This window comes from Vibrio sp. CJQ_6, assembly GCF_043106745.1.
GTDB classification, from domain to species: Bacteria; Pseudomonadota; Gammaproteobacteria; order Enterobacterales; family Vibrionaceae; genus Vibrio; species Vibrio furnissii.
This window is the reverse complement of the sequence record NZ_JBICMV010000028.1, coordinates 371,019-397,151: the sequence shown is the minus strand read 5'-3', so window position 1 is coordinate 397,151 and position 26,133 is coordinate 371,019. Positions and strand designations below refer to the sequence as shown.

General features: G+C 50.2%; 25 protein-coding genes. 17 read left to right on the top strand and 8 right to left on the bottom strand.

All coding sequences use genetic code 11. The features are described 5' to 3' along the window. Positions 1–3: 3 nt before the first annotated feature. The 14 genes from ACF8PK_RS16655 (at position 4) to ACF8PK_RS16590 (ending at position 11,429) form a co-directional block, all read left to right on the top strand. Positions 4–192, top strand: coding sequence for a hypothetical protein (locus tag ACF8PK_RS16655; protein WP_222732016.1), 189 nt, complete (start codon positions 4–6; stop codon positions 190–192). 219 nt (positions 193–411) lie between these two features. Then, complete coding sequence (locus ACF8PK_RS16650) at positions 412–1,038, top strand: LysE family translocator (RefSeq protein ID WP_014258096.1); 627 nt, start codon at positions 412–414, stop codon at positions 1,036–1,038. 51 nt (positions 1,039–1,089) lie between these two features. Further along, positions 1,090–2,154, top strand: coding sequence for an NAD(P)H-dependent flavin oxidoreductase (locus tag ACF8PK_RS16645; protein WP_392442500.1), 1,065 nt, complete (start codon positions 1,090–1,092; stop codon positions 2,152–2,154). Positions 2,155–2,406: 252 nt separating this feature from the next. Continuing rightward, complete coding sequence (locus tag ACF8PK_RS16640) at positions 2,407–3,021, top strand: outer membrane beta-barrel protein (protein WP_143679496.1); 615 nt, start codon at positions 2,407–2,409, stop codon at positions 3,019–3,021. Positions 3,022–3,327: 306 nt separating this feature from the next. Then, complete coding sequence (locus ACF8PK_RS16635; RefSeq protein ID WP_392442497.1) at positions 3,328–4,044, top strand: carbonic anhydrase; 717 nt, start codon at positions 3,328–3,330, stop codon at positions 4,042–4,044. A gap of 558 nt (positions 4,045–4,602) precedes the next feature. Continuing rightward, positions 4,603–5,001: a hypothetical protein gene (locus tag ACF8PK_RS16630; protein WP_004727741.1), complete on the top strand. Its 399-nt coding sequence runs from the start codon at positions 4,603–4,605 to the stop codon at positions 4,999–5,001. Continuing rightward, the gene (gene atpB, locus ACF8PK_RS16625) at positions 5,002–5,772 is read left to right on the top strand and encodes a F0F1 ATP synthase subunit A (protein WP_014258092.1); all 771 of its coding nucleotides are present in this window, start codon (positions 5,002–5,004) and stop codon (positions 5,770–5,772) included. Between the two features lie 54 nt (positions 5,773–5,826). Further along, entirely contained in the window at positions 5,827–6,063 is a 237-nt protein-coding gene (atpE, locus tag ACF8PK_RS16620) for a F0F1 ATP synthase subunit C (RefSeq protein WP_004727739.1), read from the top strand. Between the two features lie 44 nt (positions 6,064–6,107). Next, positions 6,108–6,578: a F0F1 ATP synthase subunit B gene (locus ACF8PK_RS16615; protein ID WP_038151913.1), complete on the top strand. Its 471-nt coding sequence runs from the start codon at positions 6,108–6,110 to the stop codon at positions 6,576–6,578. 8 nt (positions 6,579–6,586) lie between these two features. Further along, positions 6,587–7,129: a F0F1 ATP synthase subunit delta gene (locus ACF8PK_RS16610; RefSeq protein ID WP_004727737.1), complete on the top strand. Its 543-nt coding sequence runs from the start codon at positions 6,587–6,589 to the stop codon at positions 7,127–7,129. A 12-nt stretch (positions 7,130–7,141) separates the two neighbouring features. Further along, positions 7,142–8,677 (top strand): F0F1 ATP synthase subunit alpha, encoded by a 1,536-nt coding sequence (gene atpA / locus ACF8PK_RS16605; RefSeq protein ID WP_004727736.1) that lies wholly within the window; start codon positions 7,142–7,144, stop codon positions 8,675–8,677. Between the two features lie 30 nt (positions 8,678–8,707). Further along, on the top strand, positions 8,708–9,568 hold the full coding sequence (atpG, locus tag ACF8PK_RS16600; RefSeq protein WP_004727735.1) for a F0F1 ATP synthase subunit gamma: 861 nt from the start codon (positions 8,708–8,710) through the stop codon (positions 9,566–9,568). Between the two features lie 22 nt (positions 9,569–9,590). Further along, positions 9,591–10,973, top strand: coding sequence for a F0F1 ATP synthase subunit beta (gene atpD / locus ACF8PK_RS16595; RefSeq protein WP_004727734.1), 1,383 nt, complete (start codon positions 9,591–9,593; stop codon positions 10,971–10,973). Positions 10,974–10,988: 15 nt separating this feature from the next. After that, a complete protein-coding gene (locus ACF8PK_RS16590; protein WP_004727733.1) occupies positions 10,989–11,429 on the top strand; it encodes a F0F1 ATP synthase subunit epsilon in 441 nt (146 codons plus the stop codon). An 83-nt stretch (positions 11,430–11,512) separates the two neighbouring features. Here ACF8PK_RS16590 and arsB read toward each other — a convergent pair whose 3' ends face one another. Next, positions 11,513–12,538 carry an ACR3 family arsenite efflux transporter gene (arsB, locus tag ACF8PK_RS16585; protein ID WP_055465041.1) on the bottom strand — a complete coding sequence of 342 codons (1,026 nt, stop codon included), beginning with the start codon at positions 12,536–12,538 and terminating at the stop codon, positions 11,513–11,515. A gap of 335 nt (positions 12,539–12,873) precedes the next feature. Here arsB and ACF8PK_RS16580 point away from each other — a divergent pair, with 335 nt between their 5' ends. Next, on the top strand, positions 12,874–13,788 hold the full coding sequence (locus tag ACF8PK_RS16580) for a LysR family transcriptional regulator (protein WP_004727731.1): 915 nt from the start codon (positions 12,874–12,876) through the stop codon (positions 13,786–13,788). Between the two features lie 106 nt (positions 13,789–13,894). Here the strand turns inward: ACF8PK_RS16580 and ACF8PK_RS16575 are convergent, their stop codons facing one another. Beyond that, on the bottom strand, positions 13,895–15,799 hold the full coding sequence (locus ACF8PK_RS16575; protein ID WP_392442489.1) for a TRAP transporter permease: 1,905 nt from the start codon (positions 15,797–15,799) through the stop codon (positions 13,895–13,897). A 13-nt stretch (positions 15,800–15,812) separates the two neighbouring features. After that, positions 15,813–16,754, bottom strand: coding sequence for a TAXI family TRAP transporter solute-binding subunit (locus ACF8PK_RS16570; protein WP_055465038.1), 942 nt, complete (start codon positions 16,752–16,754; stop codon positions 15,813–15,815). Between the two features lie 414 nt (positions 16,755–17,168). On the opposite strand from ACF8PK_RS16570, the gene glaH reads away from it, so the two are divergent. Together glaH and lhgO are read left to right on the top strand one after the other, a co-directional pair. Further along, entirely contained in the window at positions 17,169–18,125 is a 957-nt protein-coding gene (gene glaH, locus ACF8PK_RS16565) for a glutarate dioxygenase GlaH (RefSeq protein ID WP_392442486.1), read from the top strand. Positions 18,126–18,230: 105 nt separating this feature from the next. Continuing rightward, entirely contained in the window at positions 18,231–19,466 is a 1,236-nt protein-coding gene (gene lhgO / locus ACF8PK_RS16560) for an L-2-hydroxyglutarate oxidase (RefSeq protein WP_392442484.1), read from the top strand. Positions 19,467–19,575: 109 nt separating this feature from the next. On the opposite strand, the gene ACF8PK_RS16555 is transcribed toward lhgO, so the two are convergent. The 5 genes from ACF8PK_RS16555 to ACF8PK_RS16535 all read right to left on the bottom strand — a co-directional run bounded on the left by ACF8PK_RS16555 (position 19,576) and on the right by ACF8PK_RS16535 (position 25,739). After that, entirely contained in the window at positions 19,576–20,295 is a 720-nt protein-coding gene (locus ACF8PK_RS16555) for a molecular chaperone (RefSeq protein WP_392442481.1), read from the bottom strand. After that, a complete protein-coding gene (locus ACF8PK_RS16550; RefSeq protein ID WP_392442479.1) occupies positions 20,261–21,556 on the bottom strand; it encodes a fimbrial protein in 1,296 nt (431 codons plus the stop codon). The genes ACF8PK_RS16555 and ACF8PK_RS16550 overlap by 35 nt, the downstream gene beginning before the upstream one ends. Beyond that, a complete protein-coding gene (locus ACF8PK_RS16545; protein WP_392442477.1) occupies positions 21,557–24,451 on the bottom strand; it encodes a fimbria/pilus outer membrane usher protein in 2,895 nt (964 codons plus the stop codon). Between the two features lie 9 nt (positions 24,452–24,460). After that, complete coding sequence (locus ACF8PK_RS16540; RefSeq protein ID WP_241669753.1) at positions 24,461–25,183, bottom strand: molecular chaperone; 723 nt, start codon at positions 25,181–25,183, stop codon at positions 24,461–24,463. 79 nt (positions 25,184–25,262) lie between these two features. Next, complete coding sequence (locus ACF8PK_RS16535) at positions 25,263–25,739, bottom strand: fimbrial protein (RefSeq protein ID WP_392442472.1); 477 nt, start codon at positions 25,737–25,739, stop codon at positions 25,263–25,265. Positions 25,740–26,133: the final 394 nt, after the last annotated feature.

Genomic DNA, 26,133 nt, shown 5'->3' with positions numbered 1-26,133 from the left:
CTTGTGCTTTGGGTTGAAGAGGCAATAGAAACAATAAAAATACGGGAAAACGCAGGCGCGGACTTTACCACAATCTATGGGGTGAACCATCCTATTTTAGGCGCTGAAAGCAGCGGCGCCGATACCATGCGTCAGAAAGCAAAACAGCGCAGTGCCGAAATGCTGCGCTTTCAAGTAGGTTTTACATTGTAAATCGTGCCTTGGGGTAGAAAGCGCACTTCAAAGCCATCTCTCAGCCGCGAACACCAAACCATGTGCGCAAGCCGTTGATCTTTGCGCTGCAATGCATCGCATTTTATGCACCATGTTGTCGTTGCTATCAAAGTTTCAATCGCCTAAATCACAATCTATTTGACTCATTTCCAGTCATCACGCAACGTTAATCGGTGTCAAACCACATGGAGCTTAGGAATGGAACACCACACGTTACTACTATTCACGATCGCCTGTCTGTCGATTAATTTGATCCCCGGGCCCGATGTGATTTATATCGTATCCAATACCATGAAAGGCAAGATGGCCGCAGGGATGAAAGCGGCGCTCGGCCTCGGGGTCGGTTATGTGGTGCACACACTGGCAGCCTGTTTGGGATTGTCGGCATTGATCTTAAGCTCTGCGCTGGCATTTAGTGTCGTGAAATGGCTCGGCGCTGCTTATTTGATCTACCTTGGCGTAAAATCGCTCCTCGCGATGTGGAAAGGCGGCAGCCAGCTCAACGTCGACACACACAGCCAAGCACCACAGAACATCTTCATGCAAGGCATGATTGTCAGCGTGCTGAACCCAAAAGTGGCGCTGTTCTTTTTATCTTTCCTACCTCAGTTTATCGACCTTGCGGCCGGCTCGGCCAGCCTACAATTGTTCACGTTCGGCCTAGTGTTTAGCCTGCTGGCGACGCTGTGCAATGTGTTATACGCCACGGCCGGAAGCTGGTTACTGAGCAGCCCGAAAGCCAGTCGTTATTCACGCACGTTGGAAGGTGTCTCGGGAGTGCTGTTAATTGGTTTGGCAGGGAAAATCGCCGTTAGCGACCGCTGATGCCTTCCCCGACTGACTATTGCCGTTTAACGATCTCATCAAGGAAGCACGATGTATAAAGGAAAGATCACTGAGTTGTTAGGGTCCGAGTTTCCGATCATTCAAGCCCCGATGGCAGGCGTGCAAGATAGCACGTTAGCCATCGCGGTGTGTGACGCCGGTGGCTTGGGATCGCTGCCTTGCGGCATGCTGAGCGCTGATAAAATCGAGAGCGAAATCAAGACGATGCAAGCGGCAACCGACACAGCGTTCAACCTCAACTTTTTCTGCCATACCATGCCGCCACACGATGCCGAGCAACAGGGCGTGTGGCGCGAGACGCTACGTCCCTACTTTGACGAACTCGGCAGCGCGCCCGAACATCACAGCGGCGGCGCGAGCCGTTTACCGTTTAGCCATGACATCGCCGATGCCATTGAGCCGTACCACCCTCGCGTGATCAGCTTTCACTTTGGGCTGCCAAGCCCTGAATTAGTGACGCGCGTAAAATCGTGGGGCTGTGCAGTGTTGTCTTCGGCCACCACATTGCAAGAGGCGTTGTGGCTAGAAGCACATGGCGCGGATGCCATTATCGCGCAAGGTATTGAAGCGGGCGGCCATCGCGGTATGTTTTTAACCGATGACGTCACCACCCAACTTGGCACCATGGCGTTGGTGCCACAAATTGCCCACAACGTGCGGATTCCGGTCATCGCGTCTGGGGGCATTGCCGATGGCCGAGGGATCAAAGCAGCGCTGACACTGGGCGCTGAAGCGGTGCAACTGGGCACAGCCTATCTGCTGTGCAGTGAAGCCAAGACGTCCCCACTCCATCGCCAAGCGATTGCCACACCTCGCGCTGAGCACACCGCCTTAACCAATCTGTTTTCCGGACGACCAGCACGTGGCATTGTCAACCGAGCCATGCGCGACTTGGGCTATCTATCTGCACTGGCACCGCAGTTTCCTTATGCTTCAGCCGAGATGTCGGCGCTGCGTGCATTGGCCGAACCTCACGGCCGTGACGATTTCTCACCGCTGTGGTGTGGTCAGAACACCTCAGGCTGCGTCGCGATCTCTGCCGCCGAACTGACGTTGTTGCTGGCCAGTGAAAGCGGCATGTGCCCCCTCCAATAACGCGCTAAACCACCTCCCCGCGATGAGGCATTGCACCTGTTTGCCTCATCGCCATCACACATCATTTACAAAACAACGCACTATTTACAAAACAACGCACTGTAACGCCACGTGGACGTTCACCCCATCTGTTGCCTTAGTCATTCTTATAACAATCAATTGCATACTCAACAAAGAGCTATGCTATCGTTACGCCACTTCATAGATGACGCCATCGTCGTCACCCAAAACACAATCTATTCAGAGGAAACTATGCACTTCAATCCATGGTTCGCGTCTGCTCTGGCGATGCTGAGCATCAGCTCTGCCGCCATCGCTCAGACCGAGGACACTCCGCGCACGAAAGAAAAATCCAACGGCACCATTTACGTCGGCGCTGGGCTGGGCGTATACAACAATGCAGAGATCGAATATGGCAGTTTGTCGACCAACGAAACCGGGGATTTCGGTGATTTTGGCTATAACCTGCTCGCTGGTTATGAATTTAACACCCACAAAGTGGTGAAATTGGGGGTCGAACTTGAGTACCGCCATTTCGGTGAAGTGAATTTTGCCGACCAACTTGACGTGGAAGGCGATGCATTTTTCATCAATGTGCGTCCAAAATTCATCGTTTCATATGATCACGCCGATCTGTACGTCGCGCTCATTGCCGGTTTGGGTACCATCGATCTGGATGCAACCGCCACGCAGTACGGTGTTTCAGCCTCAAAATCAGAAGCTGCGTTCCAATACGGCGCTGAATTTGGCGTGTTATTGAACGAACATGTGGATCTGCACGTGGGTTATCGCGCGGCACAAGTCGATGTCGAAGACTTTGACGTCACATTAAGCACCGGTTACGCCGGCATCCGTTACCACTTTTAATCACGTGGACCGACTTGGCGCGCAGCAAACGAACACCGAAAAATGAGCACATCACGCGCGCCAACCGATAACTTGAGGTTTATTTATATTTATCTCACTGATAAATAATAAGAATTCATAAAAAAAACTGCCGTTAACCTGCCAAAATCAGCCCATCTTTGAAGCTTTGAGAACACCCTTCCAATTTCACGCCTCAATCTAATGTTTCAGCATACGCCCTGCATAAAAAGGGGCATTACTATGCAGCGTTTGCCCACGGGATCACGCAATCACCCGAGGCAATTCAATCACATAAAAGGAGGTATCATGAAAACATTAGGTTTGGCGATGGCCGTGAGCGCACTGTGCGCGGTCAATGCGCATGCATCAGAGTGGGGATATGAGGGCGAACATGGCCCGGCGCATTGGGGGAACGTGTCGTCCGTGTGCGCTGCAGGGGTCAACCAAAGCCCCATCGATATCAAGCAAACGGTTAGCGCCAAACTGGCCCCTTTAACGGTGCATTATGCCGGTACGGTCACTGCGTTAACCAACAATGGGCACACCTTGCAGGCCAGTGTCAGCGGCGATAACACGCTGACCGTGGATGGCAAAACGTTCACGTTACAGCAGTTCCATTTCCACACGCCGTCTGAAAACCTCATCAACACGCATCAATACCCAATGGAAGCACATTTTGTGAATGCGGACGCACAAGGCAACTTGGCAGTGTTGGCGGTGATGTTTGAAGTGGGTGAAGCGAATACGGCACTGAATCAACTGACGGCGACATTGCCGAAACAGGGTCAATCACAGCCGCTAAGTACGACATTCTCAGTGGGCGATTTATTGCCACAAGTAGCTGATTATTATCGATTTAATGGCTCGTTAACTACGCCGCCATGCACTGAAGGGGTTCGTTGGTTGGTGCTGAAACAGCCGCAAGTTTTGTCGGCTCAGCAAGAGGAAATGCTGACCACCCACATGGGCCACAATAACCGCCCAATTCAGCCGCATCATGCACGACTGATATTAAGCAATTAGTTGCTGGTAAAAAATCTAAAATAATCCAAAAATATGAATAACCTCGTGAATAAAAACACGGGGTTAATTTTTATTACGTTTAAATAATCACCTATTTAATAAAAATCAAATAAAAAAAACCACTCTAGACAACGGGTCTAGAGTGGGATTCTGGTAAATCAAAAAATTAGCTTTTATTTGGGTTCATATTGCCAACACATAATAACTCGAGCCGATGGGGTCGCGTCCTTGTGAAGAGCTATGTTTGTGTTGCGATACAAACTTGCTTTTTAATCTATCCCCAAAATTTCTGAAAAACAAATAAATATAACCGTCAAAAATGAAATGATAATTTTCAGCTTATTAGGCTTCAAACCTTTCGAATGATGGGTGTATATTTTTTCGGACTCACGAGAAGGTTGTTTTCTCGGGTTACCATTATTCTGTGAATTATATTTATCATCGGCAATTTAAATCTGTGAATTTTAATTATCGGAATATTTTAAATTCAACAAAATAACGGTTTTTGTGAATTTTAATTATCAATTTGAAGTGTAATTTTAATTAACAAGGTGGTTTATGGAAGCAAGTATTACCAGCAATGCCATTATGGTGGCAGGCAAGCGGATACTGTGTGCTCAAGCAGCCCTAGGGTTGTTATTCATCGGATTTGAGTACGTGCGATACGGCACATTAAGCGCAGAATCTGCGTTTGTGGGTGTCGTGATCGCGGTGGTCCCGTCCTTGATCGGAATGTTACTGGCATCCATTAAATCGAAGTTCAAACCTACGGAGAGTTTGCGCGACTTAATGAACTTAAGCCGCAATATCAAAGTGATATACACCATCCTGATGTTTGTATTGACCTTTCGATTCATGGCTCTACGCAACATTGTGGTCTTGCTGGCGTTCTGTGTCACGATGCTTGGGCATTTTTTCACACCGATGTTCAAAGACAAGGCCGAAAGGAAAGCATAGATGGAGAAGGTTCAATCTGCTCATGATTACATTGAGCACCACCTGACCTTTCTTACCTCTGGCGAGGGTTGGTCGGGCATCAATATCGATTCCATGATCGTGGTTTGGGTGATGGGTCTCGCCTTCATTCTGGCGTTCCGCTTTGCGGTTAGCAAAGGAACTAAAGAAGTACCGGGTCGTTTCCAATGTTTAATCGAATTAATCTTTGAATTCGTGGACAACATGGTGAGTGAGATTTTTCTGGCCAAAGACAAGTTGATTGGTCCTCTCGCTCTGACGATATTTGTTTGGGTTCTGCTGATGAATGCGATCGATTTATTACCTGTCGATTTAGTTCCAGCAGTCACACGAATGATGGGAATTAGTCACTTTAGAGACCTACCGTCAGCCGACGTAAATATTACGATGTCGATGGCTTTGGGTGTATTCGTTTTAGTGATCTTCTATACGTTAAAAAACAAAGGTCTGAAAGGGTTTATTAAAGAGTTAACTACGCAACCTTTTTCTCATCCTTTGTTATATCCAGTTAACTTTGTGTTAGAACTGGTAACGTTAATTTCAAAACCTATCTCACTAGGTTTGCGATTATTCGGCAACATGTACGCAGGGGAAATGATATTTATTCTGATTGCATTGATGCCATGGTGGATGCAATGGGCACTGAGTGTTCCATGGGCATTATTCCATATTTTAATCGTCGTTCTTCAGGCCTTCATATTCATGGTTTTGACCGTTGTTTATTTGGCGATGGCTGTTGAAGAAAACCACTAATTTATTTCTTAATTTATTTAATTTTAACTTGTTGATTCAATTCTAGGAGTTGTTATGGATATCGTTAGCGCAGTTCTCTATGTAGCCGGTGCACTATTGATTGGTTTGGGTGCCGCGGGTGCAGCCGCAGGTATCGGTAACCTGGCAGGTAAATATCTGGAAGGTGTCGCGCGTCAACCTGACTTGACCCCAATGCTTCGTACCCAGTTCTTCATCATGATGGGTCTTGTGGATGCGGTACCAATGATTGGTGTCGGTATCGGTCTATACATCATCTTCGCCGTAGCGTAATTCGAAATTAATCGTCAAAAACACGTTATGAATGTGAGGGTGCTATGAATATCAATGCCACTATGCTCGGCCAAGCGATTTCGTTCGTGATTTTCGCGTGGCTCTGCATGAAATACGTATGGCCACCACTCGTCAAACTACTGGATGAGCGCCGCGCCGAAATTGCTGAAGGTCTGGCTCAGAAAGACAAAGCCGCAAAAGAACTTGAGCTGGCGAAAGCCAACGGCGCCACAGTGATTGCCGAAGCGCGCGAAAAAGCGCAGGCCATCATCGCGCAAGGTCAGCAGCGTCAGGACCAATTGGTCGCTGAAGCGGTGGAACTCGCCAGACAAGAAAAAGACCGCATCATTGCGGAGGGCAAGGCGGAAATCGACAACGAACGTAACCGTCTGCGTCAGGAACTGAAAGCGGAAATGGCTGACTTGGTGATCGAAAGTGCCAGCAAGCTGATTAGCCGTAATCTCGACAGCACTGCGAATCGCGATCTTGTGAACCGATTCATCAGTGAAATGTAGGAGGACGCATGTCTGACTTAACTGTCGTCGCTCAACCTTACGCCAAAGCCGCGTTTGATTTCGCCAAAGAAACCGACGCGCTGGACGAATGGCAGCAAATGCTGTCCATCGCCGAGATGATTCTGACTCAACCCAACACCATCCTGATCCTCAATGAGATGGATGATGACAGCTCTGAACAGCCGCTGCTGGAGATGATGCTGCAAGTGGGCGGTGAGTTTATGAGCCAATACTTTCAAAACTTTCTGAAAGTGATGGCAGAGAATCATCGGCTCAAAGCGATGAGCGAAGTCCTGAGCCAGTTCCGTGATTATGTGGCGGAACTCCAACAAACCATGAATGTGACAGTGTGTACGGCCGAGCCGTTGGATGATGAGCAAGCGCTACAGCTGACTCAAGCATTAACACAGCGATTTGGTAAAACCATCACGCTGGAACAACAACTGGATCCATCCCTGGTAGGTGGTGTGGTGATTAAAGCCGGCCAAACCGTGTTTGATGGCAGCGTCATCTCAAATATCGGCCGCCTCTCGACCAACCTACATGTGTAATGGGGTAAAGAAATGCAATTAAATTCAAACGAAATCAGTGAATTAATCAGACAGCGTATCGTCAACTTCGATCTAGAAAGCGAAGCACGTAACGAAGGTTCTATTGTCTCTGTCAGCGACGGTATCATCACCATTCACGGCCTGTCTGACGTGATGCAAGGTGAAATGCTGGAACTGCCAGATAACCGCTTTGCACTGGCGCTTAACCTTGAACGTCACTCAGTTGGCGCGGTGGTCATGGGCCCCTATGCGGACCTATGCGAAGGCATGAAAGTCAAAGGCACCGGCCGCATTCTGGAAGTGCCTGTGGGTAACGGCCTGCTGGGTCGCGTGGTGAACACACTGGGTCAACCCATCGATGGTAAAGGTGCGGTCACATTCGATCGCATGGAACCTGTTGAAGTGATTGCACCGGGTGTTATTGACCGTAAATCGGTCGACCAACCGATTCAAACGGGCTACAAAGCCGTGGACTCCATGGTGCCAATCGGCCGTGGTCAGCGCGAACTGATCATCGGTGACCGCCAAACAGGTAAAACCGCGATGGCCATTGACGCCATCATCAACCAGAAATCTCTGGGCGTGAAATGTATCTACGTGGCGATTGGCCAAAAAGCCTCCACCATTGCCAACGTGGTTCGTAAACTTGACGAGCACAACGCGTTAGACAACACCATCATCGTGGTGGCTTCTGCTTCTGAAGCGGCGGCGCTGCAATACCTGGCACCTTACGCCGGTTGTACCATGGGCGAATACTTCCGTGACCGTGGTGAAGATGCACTGATCGTTTACGATGACTTGTCTAAACAAGCGGTCGCTTACCGTCAAATCTCCCTGCTGCTGAAACGCCCACCAGGCCGTGAAGCATTCCCGGGCGACGTGTTCTACCTCCACTCTCGTCTGCTCGAACGTGCAGCACGCGTGAACGAAGCATACGTAGAACGTGCAACAAACGGTGAAGTGAAAGGCAAAACCGGTTCATTGACTGCGCTGCCAATCATCGAAACCCAAGCGGGTGACGTGTCAGCGTTCGTACCAACCAACGTCATTTCGATTACGGATGGTCAGATCTTCCTGCAAACCCAACTGTTCAACTCCGGCCTACGCCCAGCGGTTGACCCAGGTATCTCGGTATCTCGTGTGGGTGGTGCAGCGCAAACTAAAGTCATCAAAAAACTGTCTGGTGGTATTCGTACCGCACTGGCGCAGTACCGTGAACTGGCCGCGTTTGCTCAATTCTCTTCCGACTTGGATGAAACCACACGTCGTCAACTTGACCACGGTGAAAAAGTGACTGAGCTGATGAAGCAGAAACAGTACTCACCGATGAGTGTGGCAGAGCAAGCCGTAGTGATTTTCTCAGCAGAGAAAGGTTTCCTGACCAACATCGCGCTACATGACATCGCTAAGTTTGAAGACGATTTGCTGTCTTACGCTCGCTCGAATGCGGCTGAACTACTGCAAACCATCAATACAACCGGTGACTACAACAACGAGATTGAAAGTCAGTTGTTTGCGCTGATGGAAGCGTTCATGGCACTGCAATAAGGGTATTGCATCACTCAGTAGGAGGCCTTTATGGCAAATACGAAAGAGATCCGCACCAAGATTGCCAGTGTTCAGAATACCCAGAAGATCACCAGCGCGATGCAGATGGTGGCCGCGAGTAAAATGCGCAAGGTACAGGACAACATGGAAGCATCGCGTCCTTATGCCATCAACATGCGCAAAGTGATCGGCCACGTATCATCCGGCACGCTGGAGTACAGCCATCCGTTCCTGCAAGAGCGGGAAATCAAACGTGTGGCGTACATCATCATCTCTTCAGACCGCGGCTTGTGCGGCGGTTTGAACTCCAACCTGTTCAAACAGGTGCTGACTGAGATGCAGGATTGGCGCGCCAAAGGCGTGGAAGTGGATACCACCTTGATCGGTTCAAAAGCCATTGGCTTTTTCCAATCGATGGGTAAATCCATCGCACAGACTTCCGGTCTGGGCGACAAGCCAAAACTGGAAGATATGCTGGGTACCGTGAACGCCATGATGGAGCACTACTCCGAAGGCAAAATCGATCGTTTGTATATGGTGTTCAACCAGTTTGTGAACACCATGGTGCAAAAACCAAACGTACTGCAACTGCTGCCATTTCCGAAAGAGGACATTGAGCGCGATAAACACAGTCGTTGGGATTACATCTACGAACAATCACCTCGAGACATCCTTGACCATTTGATTCACCGTTACGTGGAATCGCTGGTGTATCAGGGTGTGGTTGAGACTATCGCCTGTGAACAGGCCGCGCGTATGGTGGCCATGAAAGCTGCGACAGATAACGCGGGCCAACTGATTGAGAACCTGCAACTGGTGTACAACAAAGCGCGTCAAGCTGCGATTACCCAAGAGCTGAGCGAAATTGTTGCAGGCGCCCAGGCGGTTTAGAGAGAAATTTGAGGTTTTTATTATGAGTATTGGCAAAATCGTCAAAGTGATTGGCGCGGTTGTTGATGTGGAGTTCGAGCAGAATCAAGGCCCGAAAGTCTACGACGCGCTGAAAGTGGTTGGCGGCAACTCGTCACTGGTACTGGAAGTTCAGCAACAAATGGGCGGCGGTATCGTACGTTGTATCGCCATGGGTTCATCAGACGGCTTGAAACGTGGCATTCAGTGTGAAACCACTGGCGGCCCAATCACCGTGCCTGTTGGCGAAAAAACACTTGGCCGTATCATGAACGTGCTGGGTGACCCAATCGACGAATGTGGTCCGATTGGTGAAGAAACAAAATACGGCATTCACCGCGCTGCACCAAGCTACGAAGAACAAGCCAACAGCACTGCCCTGCTGGAAACCGGCATCAAAGTCATCGACTTGATCTGCCCGTTCTCTAAAGGCGGTAAAATCGGTCTGTTCGGTGGTGCAGGTGTGGGTAAAACCGTCAACATGATGGAACTCATCAACAACATCGCCAAAGCGCACTCTGGTTTGTCTGTGTTTACTGGTGTGGGTGAACGAACCCGTGAAGGGAACGACTTCTACTACGAAATGAAAGAAGCTGGCGTTCTGGACAAAGTGGCCATGGTGTACGGCCAAATGAACGAGCCACCGGGCAACCGTCTGCGTGTGGCGCTGACCGGTTTGACCATTGCGGAACGTTTCCGTGATGAAGGCCGTGACGTGCTGCTGTTCGTCGATAACATCTACCGTTACACCTTGGCGGGTACCGAAGTATCAGCGCTGCTAGGTCGTATGCCTTCTGCAGTAGGTTACCAACCCACCTTGGCGGAAGAGATGGGCGTGCTGCAAGAACGCATCACCTCAACCAAGAGCGGTTCGATCACGTCTATCCAAGCGGTATACGTTCCTGCGGATGACTTGACCGACCCATCACCTGCCACCACCTTCGCGCACTTGGATGCGACCGTTGTACTGTCACGTAACATCGCAGCACTTGGTCTGTACCCAGCGATTGACCCATTGGATTCCACCTCACGTCAGTTGGATCCACAAATTGTGGGCCAAGAGCACTACGATGTGGCTCAACGCGTGCAGATGACGCTGCAACGCTACAAAGAGCTAAAAGACATCATCGCGATTCTAGGTATGGATGAGCTGTCTGAAGAAGACAAACGTCTGGTGTCTCGTGCACGTAAAGTAGAACGTTTCCTCACTCAGCCTTACCACGTGGCGGAAGTGTTTACCGGTCAATCCGGCGTGTTTGTACCGCTAAAAGACACCATTACTGGTTTCAAAGCGTTACTGGATGGCCAGTACGACGATATCCCAGAGCAAGCATTCTTGTACTGCGGCACGATCGAACAAGTACTTGAAAAAGCCAAAACAGTTTAATTGGCAGGAGGCAACATGGCGATAGCTGTTACACAAAACACGTTTCAACTGAACGTAGTGAGTGCCGAAGGCACGTTGTACTCTGGCCCAGCCCATGGCCTGGCCATCGCCGGTGCTGACGGTGAGCTCGGCATTCGTCCGGGCCACTCTCCGCTGATCAGTAAGATCAAACCGGGCGTGGCACGTATTGTCGGTGACTTGCACAAACCAGAAGAGATTATTTATGTCTCCGGTGGTTTGGTGGAAGTCCAACCGGATGCCGTGACCGTTCTGGCCGATACCGCATTGCACGGGAAAGACATCGACCGCGCACGTGCTGAATCAGCACGCAAAGCCGCAGAAGAGAATATTCGTCACCACGGTGATGATATCAGCTTCGCGCAAGCGCAGATTGAACTGACCAAAGCGCTGGCACAGCTACGCGCCGTTGAACTGGCAATGCAGACACGACGCTAAGCGATACGCTGGAAGCCAACTGAAAAGGCACGCGCACTTCGAATCATCGAGTGACGTGCCTTTTTTATTACCCGCCATTCTGACTACGCCGCAACATCAAACCAGCCGCGCGTGCGGTTCACAAACCACACCAGTGAGAGCATCACCGGCACTTCCACCAACACACCAACTACCGTCGCCAGCGCGGCTCCCGAATGCAAGCCAAATAGCGATACCGCCACAGCCACCGCTAATTCAAAGAAATTCGAGGTGCCAATCATGCAGGCAGGCGCCGCCACATTGTGAGGCAGCTTCATGCGTTTGGCCGCCCAATACGCAATCGCAAAAATAGCGTAGGTTTGGATCAGCAGCGGAATGGCAATCAGCACAATGGCTTCCGGACGCGCCAAAATCGTCGGCGCCTGCAAACCAAACAGCAGCACCACTGTGGCCAACAAGCCAACAATCGACCACGGTTTCATGGTGGCAAGGAACTGATTCAAGCGAGTGTGATCGCCGCCTTTTTCGAGTTGACGACGCACAATCGCCCCAGCCACCAGCGGGATCAAGACATACAGCACCACCGACAACAGCAAAGTATTCCATGGCACGGTGATGTCCGTGACGCCCAGCAAGAACCCCGCGATCGGCGCGAACGCAAAAATCATGATAATGTCGTTAATGGACACCTGCACCAAGGTGTAATTCGCATCACCTTTGGTCAGTTGACTCCACACAAACACCATCGCCGTACACGGCGCGACGCCCAATAGAATCATCCCCGCGATGTATTCGCTGGCGGTTTGCGGGTCGACCCAATCAGCAAACAGCCCTTTGAAGAACAACCACCCTAAAAACGCCATGGTGAACGGTTTGATCAGCCAGTTGATGACCAGCGTCAGCACCAAACCTTTGGGTTTCTTGCCCACATCCTTTAAAGATGAGAAATCAATCTGCACCATCATCGGAAAAATCATCAACCAAATCAGCACCGCCATCACAATGTTCACGTGCGCCCATTCCACACTGGCAAGGGTCGCAAACGCTTGTGGCGCCACGCTGCCCAATCCAATCCCGCCCAAAATGGCGAGCCCAACCCACACGGTGAGATACCGTTCAAACAATCCCATTTTATCCTCCAAACCCCTTGATGTTGGCGGTGAAACCATGCCAAAAGACGTTCACAGCCATCGCAATCATGGCCCTACTTTAACGCCGTTCAAAATATATGGAAAGCCATATATATGAAAAATCATATATTTAAAATCCACCATTCGAGCCGGTGATAAATGCTGCATGTAAAACGACTCGATGCGGGTCCGAAGACATTTGAGCGATGCCCATAAACTGTGAGCCTCCACTGATCTTGAGCATTTAAGCGCATGAAATCCCCCATCGCGTTTGAATTGCAACGATGTATCTATAAATTAGATTGAAATAGCCCTACTCATCGAAAAATATAATTATGGAACTGAAACGCCTTCAATACTTCGTTGCGCTCGCGGCCAATGGCAATTTCACCAAAACCGCCGATCAGCTCAACATTGCCCAATCGGCGCTGAGCGTCAGCATGCAAAAGTTAGAAAAAGAGATTGGCCTGAAACTGATTAACCGCACCAATCGCCAGATTCAGCTCACATCCGATGGCATGCGATTGTTATTCCATGCGCGACGCATTTTGGAAGATGTCGCCTTAGCCGAAATTGAAATGGACGAACTCAAAGGGCTCGAACGCGGCAAAATCGACTTTGGGGTCTCGGCGATGCTCGGCTCCTACTTTTTCCCCGAAGCATTAGCAGCGTTTACGGAAACCTACCCCAACATTCGCATCCATATTCAAGAACATGGCACGGCGACACTGGAAAAAATGCTGCTAGAGGGTGCGTTGGATCTGGCGTTTGTTCGAACCGACCAACCTCTCGAACAACTTCGCTATGTGGCGCTGTGCCCGGAAGAAATCGTCGCCTGTGTGAATAAAAGTCACCCCTTTGCGCAGCGTTCCGAAGTGTCGCTGGAGCAATTTTGTCAACAGCCGCTGATCCTGTTTCGGGATGGTTATTTACTGCGAGAAGCCATCAGTCGTTATTGCAGAAATAACAACATCACGCCCGATATCCGCTATGAAACCAACCTGATTGAATTGGTGAAAGCGTTATTGAAAAAAGACATTGGCATTAGCACCTGCCTGCGACGCATTATTCACGACAATGAACCCTTGGTGTGCGTGCCGTTTAATCCGCCAATCAAAGTTGAATTTGGCATCGGCTGGAAAAGCAGTCATTACCTCTCCAACGCCGCGCGTGCTTTCCTGAAATTCATGGAAGATTGGCACAAGACGAATCATCATCAAACCCACCTTCAAGACACAAAGCTTTCTTGAAGCCGCTCGCACGGGATTCTGGCGAGCTTGCTGTCATCAACCAACACAAAAAAAACAGCCCCTCGGTGAAGCACACGGAGGAGCTGCGGTTTATTTCGGGCGCTCGTTAATCTGTGCGAGCGTTCAGCACTTGCCGACCTTTGAGTTGATTGAGCGCCGCAATCATCGCAATCCCGATCGTTGCAGCGATATTGATCATATCGCTATCGAGCAAGGCCAATGCCAACGCGCCAATAAACAACATCGCTCGCGCCCAAACGGACAAGGGATGAAATAAGCGACCTTCAATGCTACCCGCAAAGGACACAATGAGCGCCAACGTATAAACCACCGAGAGAACGAACGGCACCAACGCAAACTCATGCATCCAGATCAGTGCCCCATGAGCCATCATGATGGGGATTAAGAAGAAGCCTTGCGCCAGTTTCATGGCCTGAATCGCTGATTTCATCGGAGAAGCATGCGCGATCCCCGCCCCAGCGAATGCGGCCAATGCAATTGGCGGCGTGATATTTGAGGTTTGTGATAGCCAAAACACAATCATGTGCGCAGCGAGCAAACTCACGCCCAACCCGGTTAATGCGGGCACTGCCATCACCGACAGCACAATGTACGCGGCGGTCACGGGTAACCCCATGCCCAGCACCAACGCTGCGATGGCAATCAACCCCAACACCGACCACAATTGCCCGCCAGACATCGCCAGCAAGAACTGCGTAAACTGCAAACCAATGCCCGTTTGGCCAATCACGCCAACGATGATCCCAGCGCTGGCACACGCCACCGAGATTGGCAGCGCCATCAACGCGCCCTCTTTCATGCCTTGGATGATCAGCGCCAATGACACGCGCGTCGATTTTCGAAATAGAGAAGCGGCCAATATCGCGCCGCAACCGGCAATGCCGACCAAGACTGGCGAGTAACTCATCATCAGCAGTACAGTAGTGAACAGCAGTGGCGCTAAGAAATGCCAACCCCGCATCAACACGACTTTGATTTTTTCGGTCTGCGACATGCCTTGTAAGCCGAGTTTGCAGGCCATCAAGTGGATGTAGAGCAACGCTGACAGAAAGTAGAGTATCGACGGCACAATCGACACCATCAGGATGTCGGCATAGGCAATCCCCGTAAATTGCGCCATCACGAACGCCCCCGCGCCCATGACAGGCGGCATGATCTGCCCGCCCGTCGACGCCGCCGCTTCAATACCCGCCGCCTGTTCAGGCCGATACCCCAACTTCTTCATCATCGGAATCGTCAGCGAACCGGTGGTGACGGTGTTGGCAATGGCCGAACCGGAGATTGAACCGAGCGCGGCCGAAGCCACCACACTGGCTTTCGCCGGGCCGCCACGGTATTTCCCCGCCAAGGCAAAGGCGCAATCAATGAAGAATTGCCCAGCCCCCGTGACCTGCAAAAAGGCACCAAACAACACAAAGGTGAACACCACGCCTGCGGCAATCCCAAGCGGCGCGCCATAAACACCATTGGTTGAAAAAATGTGGAATCGGATCATTTCTTCAATCGAGAAGCTGTTGCTCGCAATTGCATCGGGCAAGTTGGCGCCAAACATGGCATAGAGGATAAAAACAATCGCCAGCCAAGACATCACCGCCCCTACCGTACGACGCGTGGCTTCCAGCAACATCGCGATCACCAACACACCGGCAAGCGTATCCGCCGGTTGCAGACCATCCATCAAGAAGCTCATGTCATCGTAATCAAAAATGCTGATGCGCCAAGTTGCCCACACCGTCACCAGAATGCACAGCAGATCCAGCACTCTACCCAGCAGGTACACCGACGGGGTTGCCTTTTGAGAGAATAGCGGCTTCACCAAAAACACCAGCACCAACACCCAACTCAGGTGGATCGGCCGAAAGGTGGGTGAGGCGAGCGACGCGGTGATCCCCTGCCAAATCTGAAATGCCGACAGCAGCACCGCAAAAACCGCAGCGACAGCAATCAAACGTTCGGTGACCCAAATGTTCCAGTCTATGTTGCCTTTCATGAGTCACCCAGCCTTACTCTGCTTGCTTATTCCGTTGTTCCAGAAGGTATTTCTGTGCTCCCGGATGCAGCGGTACTGCACTGAGTTGATTCATGTTGTCGAGGGTGGTGTATTTGGCCACACTCAATGCATTGGTTATTTTGGACGCGTTTTCAAAAATGAGCCGAGTCATGTTGTACGCCAGCTCGTCATTCAAACGTTGGTTCACCACCAACACGTTCCACACTGCCGGTGCCGTAAAACGCTCGACACCGTTGTAGACTCCTTGATCCACGCTCACGGATTGATACGCAGGCAGCGCTTTCTGAATGGTCGCCAAATCATCTTGAGAGAAATTAAGGACGCGAATATCGCGAGTCAGCGCCAACTCGCTGATAGCTCCCAAGCCAGCACTGCCAACAAAAACGCCCGCATCAATCTGACCATTGGCCAGCGCTTCAGTGGTGGCCGAGAAATTCAGTGACTGTACTTTCATACGCTTTTCATCCACGCCGAGCGCCGCAAGAATGCTTTTCGCGCTCACGCGAGTCCCCGAACCGGGCGCGCCCAACGACACAGTTTTCGACGCCAAATCACGCAGAGAATGAATATCGGAATCAGCCATCACGACAAACTGCACCACATTTGGATACAAGGCCGTCAGCACGGCCACGTCGAGTGGACGCGGAAATGGCTTGCTGCCTTCCTGCGCTTGGATCACCACATCCCCCATGGCAAGACCCACCAACTGTTTATCCTGAACCACTTTGATGGTGTTCTCGACCGACGCCGCCGTCACTTCAACCCGCATGTTGAAATCCGGCAAATTTTCACTCCAGATCTGCGCCAATACGCCACCATAAGGGTAATAAGTCCCGCTCTGACTTCCCGTGCCAATGGTGTAATTTTCTGCCTGCGCTCCGCTTAAAAAGCCAAACAGGGAGACAAACAGCAGCGATTTAATGGTGTTCTTCATTCTCATCCTCACATTTTTTATTGGTATTGTTCCTCAAAAAATCTTTTACACAGCATTAACAACTCTAACAAACCGAATCTCTGCTTTTGAGAGACCAACAAATAAATGTCGATGAAAAAAAGCTGCAAACAGGCAGTTTCAATATCAATCGATGATGAAACACATCGATTTCATTAATAAATGGTGAGTAAACGATGTGTTCATCCTCAATATCGCCATTTACTATCAACTAAATAGATTGAAAGTATATTTTCAATATATTGATTATATAACAACAATTCAGTTACCTTTTCATAACAGCAACCGCAATAAGAAAGCAGCGTGCTTACCCCAATTGCCTGCACGGCTGAAAGCTCATTCCAGCACAAGGCGAACACGGAACCCCTCTTGACATGAAAGGATAGGAATCACTCTATGAGACTGGAAACAAAAGACGCCGAAGTGACCGCGCAACACGCATTCACCGTACAACCGCACTCAACCACCCCACGCCTACAAGTGGTGACACTGGCACGCTGCTTATTGGAAAAGTTTAATGACCTGACGTGTGAGTGGGATCTTCAATCGATTGAATACAAACCGTTTCTTCGCTTTGCAGTCGCCGATGCGCTCGACAAAGCGTCGGATTACCAACTGGGTTCGCTGCTCAAGCGCATCATTGATGACCGCGACCAAGGGGCGTTTCTGCTGGAAGCAGACAAAGACGTGCAAGCAGAATTTGAAGATACCGAAACGCAACGCCGTTATTTCGTCAAACTCTCGACCGCCATTTCGCACCTGATTGGTTTGCCTAACTTCGATGCGATGTACGGCAAGTATTACGCGCGATTCACTGTGAAGAACGTCGACAACAGCGACAGCTATTTACGCCAAGCACATCGCCGAATGGAACTGCACAACGACGGCACGTATGTCAATGAACGCACTGATTTTGTCCTCATGATGAAAATGCATGAAAGCCACATGGAAGGCGGCGATTCGCTCCTCCTGCACCTCGACGACTGGCAAGACTTGGGCAAGTTCTACAACCATCCGATGGCGAAACAAGACATCACGTGGGGCGCGCCGCCAAGCAAAAACACGGGCTATGACATTGCGCACCCCGTCTTTTTTGAAGAGGATGCCGACGGCAAACCGCACATGCTGTTCATCGACCAATTTGCCAAGCCGAAAAATGTGCGTGAAGGCTTGTACCTGTATGAAATGGGCGAATCACTTGAGCACGATCCCGCATGTTTTAATGTGCGCGTGAACGTCGGTTCGATGCTGGTGATCCATAACCATCGCTGGCTGCATGGGCGAGACAAATTTGTGCCGCATCCAGAGCTGAGCCGCGAATTACTTCGCCAACGCGGTTATTTCTCGCGCTAATCAACCGCCTCAAGCAGCACACAGGCTCATACCGAGCCTGTTCAAACCCAACGATAATTATCAGCCCGTGGTCCGACACGGGCCAAGCTATTTGGAGATTTGTACATGGAGCAGTCGTACGACTATGTCATTGTTGGCGGTGGCATTGTAGGGATATCCACCGCGTGGCAACTCAAACAACGTCATCCCCACGCGCGTGTTCTGGTGGTCGAAAAAGAATATGACGTGTCCATGCATCAGACTGGGCACAACAGCGGCGTGATTCATGCGGGGGTTTATTATCAACCCGGCAGTCTGAAAGCACGCTTTTGCCGCGAAGGGGTCGAAAAGACGATTCAATTCTGTCAAAAACACCACATTCCTTATGAACAGTGCGGGAAGTTGCTGGTTTCCACCAATCCGGTGGAATATCAACGCATGCAAGCGCTCTATGAACGCTGCGCGCAGAACGGTATTGAAGCGGAACTGTTGAGCGAAGCACAACTGCGTCAACGAGAGCCCAACATCACCGGTAACGGCGCGATTTATGTCAAATCGACGGCGATCGTCAATTACCGCTTGGTGACACAAAAAATGGCCGATGAATACACCGCCATTGGGGGCGAACTGAGCTTAAAAACCGAAGTGCTCGATATCGAAGAAACTCCCGAGCAGATCAGGCTTCGCTGCCAAATCGGCAACCAATCCCACACGTTCCGCACGCAGTTTTTAATCAGTTGCGCAGGCTTGATGGCCGATCGCATCACGCGCATGCTCAACATCGATACCGATTTTCAGATCGTGCCCTATCGCGGCGAATATTACCGTTTACCAGAGAAACACAACCGCATCGTCAATCACCTAATCTACCCGATTCCCGATCCAGACCTGCCGTTTCTTGGCGTGCATTTAACACGTATGATTGATGGTAGCGTCACGGTCGGGCCGAATGCTGTGCAAGGCTGGAAGCGTGAAGGCTACGGCAAAATTAACCTGTCGCTGCGGGATATCAAAGACATGCTCACCTTCCCCGGATTTTGGAAAGTCACCCGCAAGCATCTGAAAACCGGATTGGTTGAAACGTTCAATTCGTGGTGGAAACCGGGCTACCTGAAAATGGTGCAGAAATATTGCCCCTCCTTGAAGGTCAGCGACTTGCAACCTTATCCGGCTGGCATTCGCGCCCAAGCCGTGATGAAAGATGGTTCACTGGTGCATGACTTTCTGTTTGCGGAAAGCCCGCGCTCACTGCATGTTTGCAATGCGCCATCGCCCGCCGCAACCTCTGCCATTCCCATCGGCCATTACATTTGCGATAAAGTCGCCGAGAAAACGGGCACTTCATGGTCTGACGCGGCCTAAAATGCGGCTCACGTGAAACCTCCGTGAGTTCAAGCGCAGCATAAAAAACCCCGCGCAACGTGACGTTGACCGCGGGGTTTTGATGTCGAGGGCAGAAGCGTTCACTGCGTCACTTGAGTGATGCAGTTGCTTCGTTGACGTTGCCCCAATCATCAATATAGGAAAACGTCAGGTTGTCGCCTGCGGTTAACCCATGAGTTGGCGGCAACAGCACATCGGCTTGCGAAAATGGCGACACCATAACGCCGGGCAGCACCAACCCACGCTCAAAAACAAATTGGCTGTAAGTCACAAAGAAGGGCGAGCGATTGTCGATCGTCATGTGCTGACGTTGCAGCGAAAACGCTTGTTCGTCAATGAGTGAGGCGAGTTTACTTTTCAGCGCCGGCGGACGATAGAACACTTTCATTTGCGTGCGCATCGTCAGTTGCAAGCGAAACGCCATCTCCTTTTCCGAGGGCGGCACTTCATAGATATTCAGCCAGAATAACTGCTCGCGATCGTGAACCGCCTGCGGCGCTTGATTGGCGTTGATGATTCGCAGTGGCTTCTCTTCCCCCGGTGCCAAATGAAAGACTGGCGGAATGGTGATCAACGGCGATTGCGCATCCGACGGCGTCGCTTGCGGGCTGCCGTCATCAATCCATGTTTGGACGATGACGGGATAAGCGTTGAGATTGGCCAACTGCAACGATTGCTCTTTCTTGCTGCTGTTAAACACAACCCGCGATGTTTCAGCCGTCACGCCCGCATGCGCAGGCAGGACAAACAGCAAGCCTTGCAACAAGGTGAGGCTACTGAACGCGAATAAAAACTTGAGCTTGTGCATAGACTTTCCCTGGGGTCGCCGTTTGACCCGGTAACGCTTCCAAAATGGCCGAAAAGCTCTCTTGATAGCTATCTGCCACATCGCCTGTTGCCACTTGTGTTCCGTTGAGTTTGTACCAACCGTCGGCATTGCCCCCGGTCATGACGTTGGCGTCGCTCAACCAGTTTAAGGTTGTGCCCTCACGCTCTAAACGAATCCCCACCCCCGTTGCCACGTTGCTGTCCACGCCATATTGGTTGCTCAATAGGTACGTTAAGCCTGAACCTGTCGTCGTCAACCCTTCAGCCAGCGCCGCCGAATAACTACCACTGCTGACTTGAAAACCAACGGCGTTCTGCCCCGCGCTCACGCCAGCGGTATAACCCGATTGACACTGATACGTGATGTCGATATTGGCAGTTCGCGAACCGCCGTTGTTGATCTCTTCGGTGGAAATTGTCGGAAACAGCACAGTGGGCGTCACACTGTTGAAGCGGCACGCTTTGGAGCGGCGAATCGCGACATTGGAATAAAGGTTAATAATACCGGGCCAATAGAGATACCAACCCGGATAAGACAATTGACTGTCTGCGCCATCCGCCGGATAAGAGATCCCCGGGCCGCCAAATGCGATATAACCAGCCGGTCCAGGATGAGCATACGTCCCGACGGCCGTGACACCGCGCACTTTACCAATGCGATAGAGCTCAATCGTGACACTAGTGAAGTTCTTCGCTTTCACCAATAAATTACCGGAAGCGTCCGTATCGAGATCCGTTAACGTACGATATTGCCAATTCTTCTTAAAATATTCGCCAGTTTCATTATTGGTGATTCGAATGACCATATTTTGAATGTAGGTTGCATAAGCATAATCAAGGCCATATTCAGCACCATCATTGTAAAGCCCCCCCCAAAGATCATCACCATTGGTGGCATATATTTCGTACAACTGGCCCGCACTGTCTGCGGTGCAAGAGAATAAAACCTGCTCTGGGTCATAGCCATTTTTTTGCCCATATTGCACAAAATCCACCACCGAAGACGCCAACAAAGTGCCGTTGGGTTGGAAACTTTCATCGGTAATATTGATTGTACTCGGCAAATTCAACGGGCCATTATTGGCATCATAAGCACCACCCCAAACGCCATAGCTGCCATATTCATCCGTCGCTTGCGTCTTGGAAATACGCGTACAACTGGCCGCATTGCTGTCTTCAACCACGGCCAAAAACAGCAAGACAAACGCACAAATCGAATAATAGACATGTTTGCTTCCCATCTATTCCCCTCCTACCTTGATATACGATTCCACCCCAAAACTTTGCACGTCGTTTTTGTGTTGAGACGCCAATTTCAGGTCAGAGAATTTATTGACGATGATCCAATGGCGGTTGCGATAACCGACTAACTGGGTCGTTGAAAATCCGTAATCCAACAATCGTTCCAGTTGGGCGCTGGCATTCGTCAGCTCATCAAAAACACCTGCGACCACCCAATATTGACCGCGCATCCGTGTTGGTGTGACAGCCGGTGTCACTGCTGGTAATGGAGCCAGCGAAGCCGCTGGCGCCATCACCGTCAGCGTGTCAGAGGCGCTGGTTTGTAGCTCTTTCTCTTGGGGATCAGCCATTTGTGGGTCGTTCAGGGGAGATGTTTCCGCCTCACAACGCACGTCTTGATACAGAATGCTGGCAGGTTCAATGTCGCGAATGTCGTAATCAAAGCGACAGCTTTTCGCTTTACCCCATGTCACCTGTAGCGTGCCCTGCAACTGTTCAACACGAACATAGGCTTGCATCGCTTGCCCGACCATGCCCAGGCTTTGCCCGGACGGGCTGGAAACGTCCGCCCCCATGGGGATCTCCTGTTCGCCGTCGACTGTAAATAGCACCGCTTGGCCGTAGCGCGTTTGATAAGTCACTTTGACCGCCGAACCCGCATATGGCGCGACTTGTTTTTCACTGGTCAAAATTTCCACTTGCTCACTGCCACTGGCGCCAAGTGTCACTTTGTTGTAGCGATACGGCGTCAAAGAAGGCACCAACGCATAACCGTGACTATCGACTTGCGTCCCTTGTGAGTTACGCACTTCGGTTCCTTCGGCACCTTCCGCCTCGACGATCGCAAACGTCTCTCCGAGCGTGTGCCCCGCCGTCACACCGCCGCTGTGTAGCACCAAGGCGCCGCGAGCACTGGCACCAAACTGGCGATAGCGATCCGAATGGCTGTAGCTCGCGCCCAGCTGCACTTTCGACAATCGTTTCTGGCCAGAAATGGCTAGGTTTGTGTCATCTGTACTTTCATCGTGAGATGCAGAAATCCCGTAGCTCAGCGTTGCGTCGTCATCCAGCACACCAGAAGCGCCCATGTAATACGAGCTGCCAGAGCTCTGGCTATGCGTGTAACCGGCGTTGATATTTGGCGCATTGCGTTCATGTGCGGCACCCAACGGAAACGACAAGTTCAATGAGACGATATCCTCTTTCTCACGACCTAAACTCTCTCCCGAAAAAGGATCAATACCACGGCTCATGTACTGGCGCGCATACGTCACCCCATAGTTCACACGGCCTAGTCGGCTTGAAAACCCCATTTGGAACTGATCGTTGTCCTTTCGATTGTCGCGATATTGGATCTTAGAGCCGGACAAATACAGAACGCCTCCGGTACCGAAGTTCTGGTTCATGGTCAGGGTAAAATGACGACTCTGGTTAAACGACGTCGACGTGTACGTTGTATTGTCGGTGTCTAAAGCCATTAACCCGAGGTGGTCCGTCAATTCACGATACCCTTCGGTTGAATAGCGATACCCTGCCAGCGTGACTGACGTCCCGCTGCCAAATGAACGGCTATAGTTCAACCCCAAACGCCAACCTTGTTCCGCGCTTTCGTTGGGCGTGTCGCTGTGCGAAAACACCACATTGGAGCCAAATGCTCCCAGTGACGAGCCATACACGCCGCCCAACGACATCGCCAAATAGTGATCCGAAAGGCGCACTGCGGTGTTGCCGGTAATGGTGTTGCTGATACCCCGTTCCAGCGTTAAATCCGCAAACAGCTTCTCGACTTGCGTGTCGTCCGTTCGGCCGACCGAAATGTCGTAACGAAGCAGATCGGGGCGCAATGACCCGGGGACCGCGTTAAATGGAATCTGAAAATGACTGCTCGATCCATCCGCTTCGATCACTTCAACATCTAAGTCGCCTTCGTAACTTGTAGGATACAAGTCACTGATGCTGAAAGGGCCTCTTGGCACTGTGGTTTGGTAAATATCGCGACCGTTCTGACGAACAATCACTTTCGCCGTTGAGTTAGCAACCCCATTGACCACCGGCGCATAACCACGCTGAGATTCCGGCAACATGCGACTGTCGGATTTAAACTGCAACCCCACAAATCCGATGCTGCCTAGGAATGTGCCGCTGGTGTAACTTTCCCCGACAATCACTTCGCCATTCAAACGCGACACCGGACGAGAGAGATAAGTACGAATCGAGTTGAACTGCTCTTTCGTTTGCCCTGAATTGTTGGCACGCTGATAGTTGGAGATATTTCGTAGGTGCCACAACCCTAAATTTAACCCGCTGCTCAGCCCCAGATATTGGGAATCTGAACGAAATTCCTGGCCATTACTATGGTTGGAATTGGCATGGTAATAGTTGTAGGTGTAGTTGCTAAAAAAGACCGGTTCACCCGCATCCCATTGCGATGAATCCACATAACCACGTGGATGTCGAACCAAATAAGCTTGGGGAATGCCTAAGTTCAGCCTCAATTTGGCGATATCAATGTGTTCCGTGACACCTTCGATCTGCACGCCGCTTTCACAATTGGCGCTTTGCGACTGACGCACGACGTCAGGCAATACGCCAGCCTGTTGATAAAACTCACCGCTTAAACACGCGTTCAGGGCATGCTCGCTCTCATCACTCACAAATAGATACACATCATGGCTGCCATAAAATGAGGCGTTGATGTACACGTCGAGCTGATAAACACCCGGCTCCGCCTGAGGACCATTACTGATTTTTTTCAGCAATTCACTGTTATAACCATCCCCAAGCAACAGGTTTTCATCAAAGAAATACGTTTCAGCCGCCACGCAGTGAATCGGAGTCAGCACCCAGAATGTTATAGCAGCCTTGATGATCAAATGACTTGTCAATTTTTTCATAATCGTCTTCTATAACTTGATGGCGTAACTTTTCTTTACATGAGCCCCAAAGTCATTAATTAGGTAAAAGTCCACTTCGTAATTCGTTAAAGACGGATCAAAATCGTTGAGTGTCCAATGCAACATCGACTTGGGCGTCAACATGCTATTTTCGATTGGCCACGTTTTGTCGCCAGACTTCAGCACGATGTGATTGATGGTCACGTGATAGCTACTGTTATTCTGAGCCACCACTTGCCAGCCATTGGTATTGCTGACGGAGAACGATAAATTGCGATCAATCTCTTCGACCGAATCTTGAAGATCAGCCGGACGATAAAAAAGTTTCACCCTATTTTTTAAAACAATGAGCATTTTATTATCTTTTTCCGCCGCTTTGCTGGTTGGCGGAATTTGAACCATATTCAGGTAAAAAACACTTTCTCGGTCTTTGGGTAATGCTTTGTTGGTATTAAACACTCGGATTCTTTGGCCTGAGTTGGCTTCAATTCTAAAGATAGGTGGGACAACAGAAAATTTATCGGATTGCGTTTGGATGGTAGAACTTGGGTTGCCTTCGTCGACCCAGACTTGAACAAGATAAGGGAAATCATCTTTATTTGAAAATTGCATCCCATTATCAGACTGCGATTCATAATAAATCACACGCGTATTGGTCATCACGACACTGGCGACTGAATTAAAGCTAAAAACCAACAGTATAATTAGACCTATTCGGTGAGCTAAATACATATATCCCCTCACGATAAGTATTATTTGGCGGAGGTATACACACTCCGCCATTATTATGAATGATTACAAAGAACCATTATTATTGGTAAGTCAGCGCGTATTGTACCGAGCTGATGACGGTACCCGCAGTCGCATCGCCACCTTCAGCTAAGTAACGAACTGCAAAGTTGTGGCTTGCTTCAGTTTCACCAGCAGCAAGGACTAAGCCCGCCGCAGTGGCCGTTGACGTTAGATTCAGTGCGTCAGTGGCTGTATCAGATTCCAAAAGTTGCAGCACAACGTTGGTTGCTGTACCGGTGTTGCCCAAGTTACCCGCTGCGGTAACGTTGTTGCCGACAAACACCGTGCCAATGTTTAGGCTGGCTGCTGGCGCAGTACAACCCGTCACACCCAGAGAAAAGTTTGTAGTGCCTGTCGAAGCACCATCGGTTAAATCTGTTGCAGCAACCGTTGGTAGCAGGACCACAGGAGATTCAGCATTGCCGTTCACTGAGACAGAACAAGTTTGGTCAGCAACTTCTCCTTGGAAAGTAATTGTGTTTGCGCTTTCTGCCATAACAAGAGATGGCGTGAATAATACTGCAAGTGTTGTTAGTGTGAGTGCCTTATTCATTATAACTATTCTCCGATTTGAAGGTTGACTTTGACTTTGTCCTACAATTGACCCTTAAATTATTTTTTAATATCTTCACCTGAATCAGGTGGGACAACTTGAGCGACAGGGACAGTCTATTAACAAATCAGAAATAATAATGTCATCCGCTTCCTGCGAACGTGTAAGACGATTCCCACAGGGTAAATAAGGCTTTTTAATTGGGGTGACGTTTAAAGATAAATATAAAGAAGAATATAGATGTAGCGAGGAGAAGTTATTTTTTTACAAAGCGAGTCAATAAATGTCAAGTCCTCAACGCCGAATAATTTTCGCGTGATTGCACGTTTCATGGCGT

Excerpts from the sequence above, each read along its gene's own strand:
- ACF8PK_RS16550 (WP_392442479.1), bottom strand. The coding sequence starts at position 21,556 with ATGGGAAGCAAACATGTCTATTATTCGATTTGTGCGTTTGTCTTGCTG.
- arsB (WP_055465041.1), bottom strand. The coding sequence starts at position 12,538 with ATGGGATTGTTTGAACGGTATCTCACCGTGTGGGTTGGGCTCGCCATT.
- ACF8PK_RS16635 (WP_392442497.1), top strand. The coding sequence starts at position 3,328 with ATGAAAACATTAGGTTTGGCGATGGCCGTGAGCGCACTGTGCGCGGTC.
- atpG (WP_004727735.1), top strand. The coding sequence starts at position 8,708 with ATGGCAAATACGAAAGAGATCCGCACCAAGATTGCCAGTGTTCAGAAT.
- ACF8PK_RS16640 (WP_143679496.1), top strand. The coding sequence starts at position 2,407 with ATGCACTTCAATCCATGGTTCGCGTCTGCTCTGGCGATGCTGAGCATC.
- atpE (WP_004727739.1), top strand. The coding sequence starts at position 5,827 with ATGGATATCGTTAGCGCAGTTCTCTATGTAGCCGGTGCACTATTGATT.
- glaH (WP_392442486.1), top strand. The coding sequence starts at position 17,169 with ATGAGACTGGAAACAAAAGACGCCGAAGTGACCGCGCAACACGCATTC.
- ACF8PK_RS16650 (WP_014258096.1), top strand. The coding sequence starts at position 412 with ATGGAACACCACACGTTACTACTATTCACGATCGCCTGTCTGTCGATT.
- ACF8PK_RS16575 (WP_392442489.1), bottom strand. The coding sequence starts at position 15,799 with ATGAAAGGCAACATAGACTGGAACATTTGGGTCACCGAACGTTTGATT.
- ACF8PK_RS16570 (WP_055465038.1), bottom strand. The coding sequence starts at position 16,754 with ATGAAGAACACCATTAAATCGCTGCTGTTTGTCTCCCTGTTTGGCTTT.
- ACF8PK_RS16610 (WP_004727737.1), top strand. The coding sequence starts at position 6,587 with ATGTCTGACTTAACTGTCGTCGCTCAACCTTACGCCAAAGCCGCGTTT.
- atpB (WP_014258092.1), top strand. The coding sequence starts at position 5,002 with ATGGAGAAGGTTCAATCTGCTCATGATTACATTGAGCACCACCTGACC.
- ACF8PK_RS16615 (WP_038151913.1), top strand. The coding sequence starts at position 6,108 with ATGAATATCAATGCCACTATGCTCGGCCAAGCGATTTCGTTCGTGATT.
- lhgO (WP_392442484.1), top strand. The coding sequence starts at position 18,231 with ATGGAGCAGTCGTACGACTATGTCATTGTTGGCGGTGGCATTGTAGGG.
- ACF8PK_RS16535 (WP_392442472.1), bottom strand. The coding sequence starts at position 25,739 with ATGGCAGAAAGCGCAAACACAATTACTTTCCAAGGAGAAGTTGCTGAC.
- ACF8PK_RS16630 (WP_004727741.1), top strand. The coding sequence starts at position 4,603 with ATGGAAGCAAGTATTACCAGCAATGCCATTATGGTGGCAGGCAAGCGG.
- ACF8PK_RS16545 (WP_392442477.1), bottom strand. The coding sequence starts at position 24,451 with ATGAAAAAATTGACAAGTCATTTGATCATCAAGGCTGCTATAACATTC.
- atpA (WP_004727736.1), top strand. The coding sequence starts at position 7,142 with ATGCAATTAAATTCAAACGAAATCAGTGAATTAATCAGACAGCGTATC.
- ACF8PK_RS16540 (WP_241669753.1), bottom strand. The coding sequence starts at position 25,183 with ATGTATTTAGCTCACCGAATAGGTCTAATTATACTGTTGGTTTTTAGC.
- ACF8PK_RS16580 (WP_004727731.1), top strand. The coding sequence starts at position 12,874 with ATGGAACTGAAACGCCTTCAATACTTCGTTGCGCTCGCGGCCAATGGC.
- ACF8PK_RS16555 (WP_392442481.1), bottom strand. The coding sequence starts at position 20,295 with ATGCACAAGCTCAAGTTTTTATTCGCGTTCAGTAGCCTCACCTTGTTG.
- ACF8PK_RS16645 (WP_392442500.1), top strand. The coding sequence starts at position 1,090 with ATGTATAAAGGAAAGATCACTGAGTTGTTAGGGTCCGAGTTTCCGATC.
- atpD (WP_004727734.1), top strand. The coding sequence starts at position 9,591 with ATGAGTATTGGCAAAATCGTCAAAGTGATTGGCGCGGTTGTTGATGTG.
- ACF8PK_RS16590 (WP_004727733.1), top strand. The coding sequence starts at position 10,989 with ATGGCGATAGCTGTTACACAAAACACGTTTCAACTGAACGTAGTGAGT.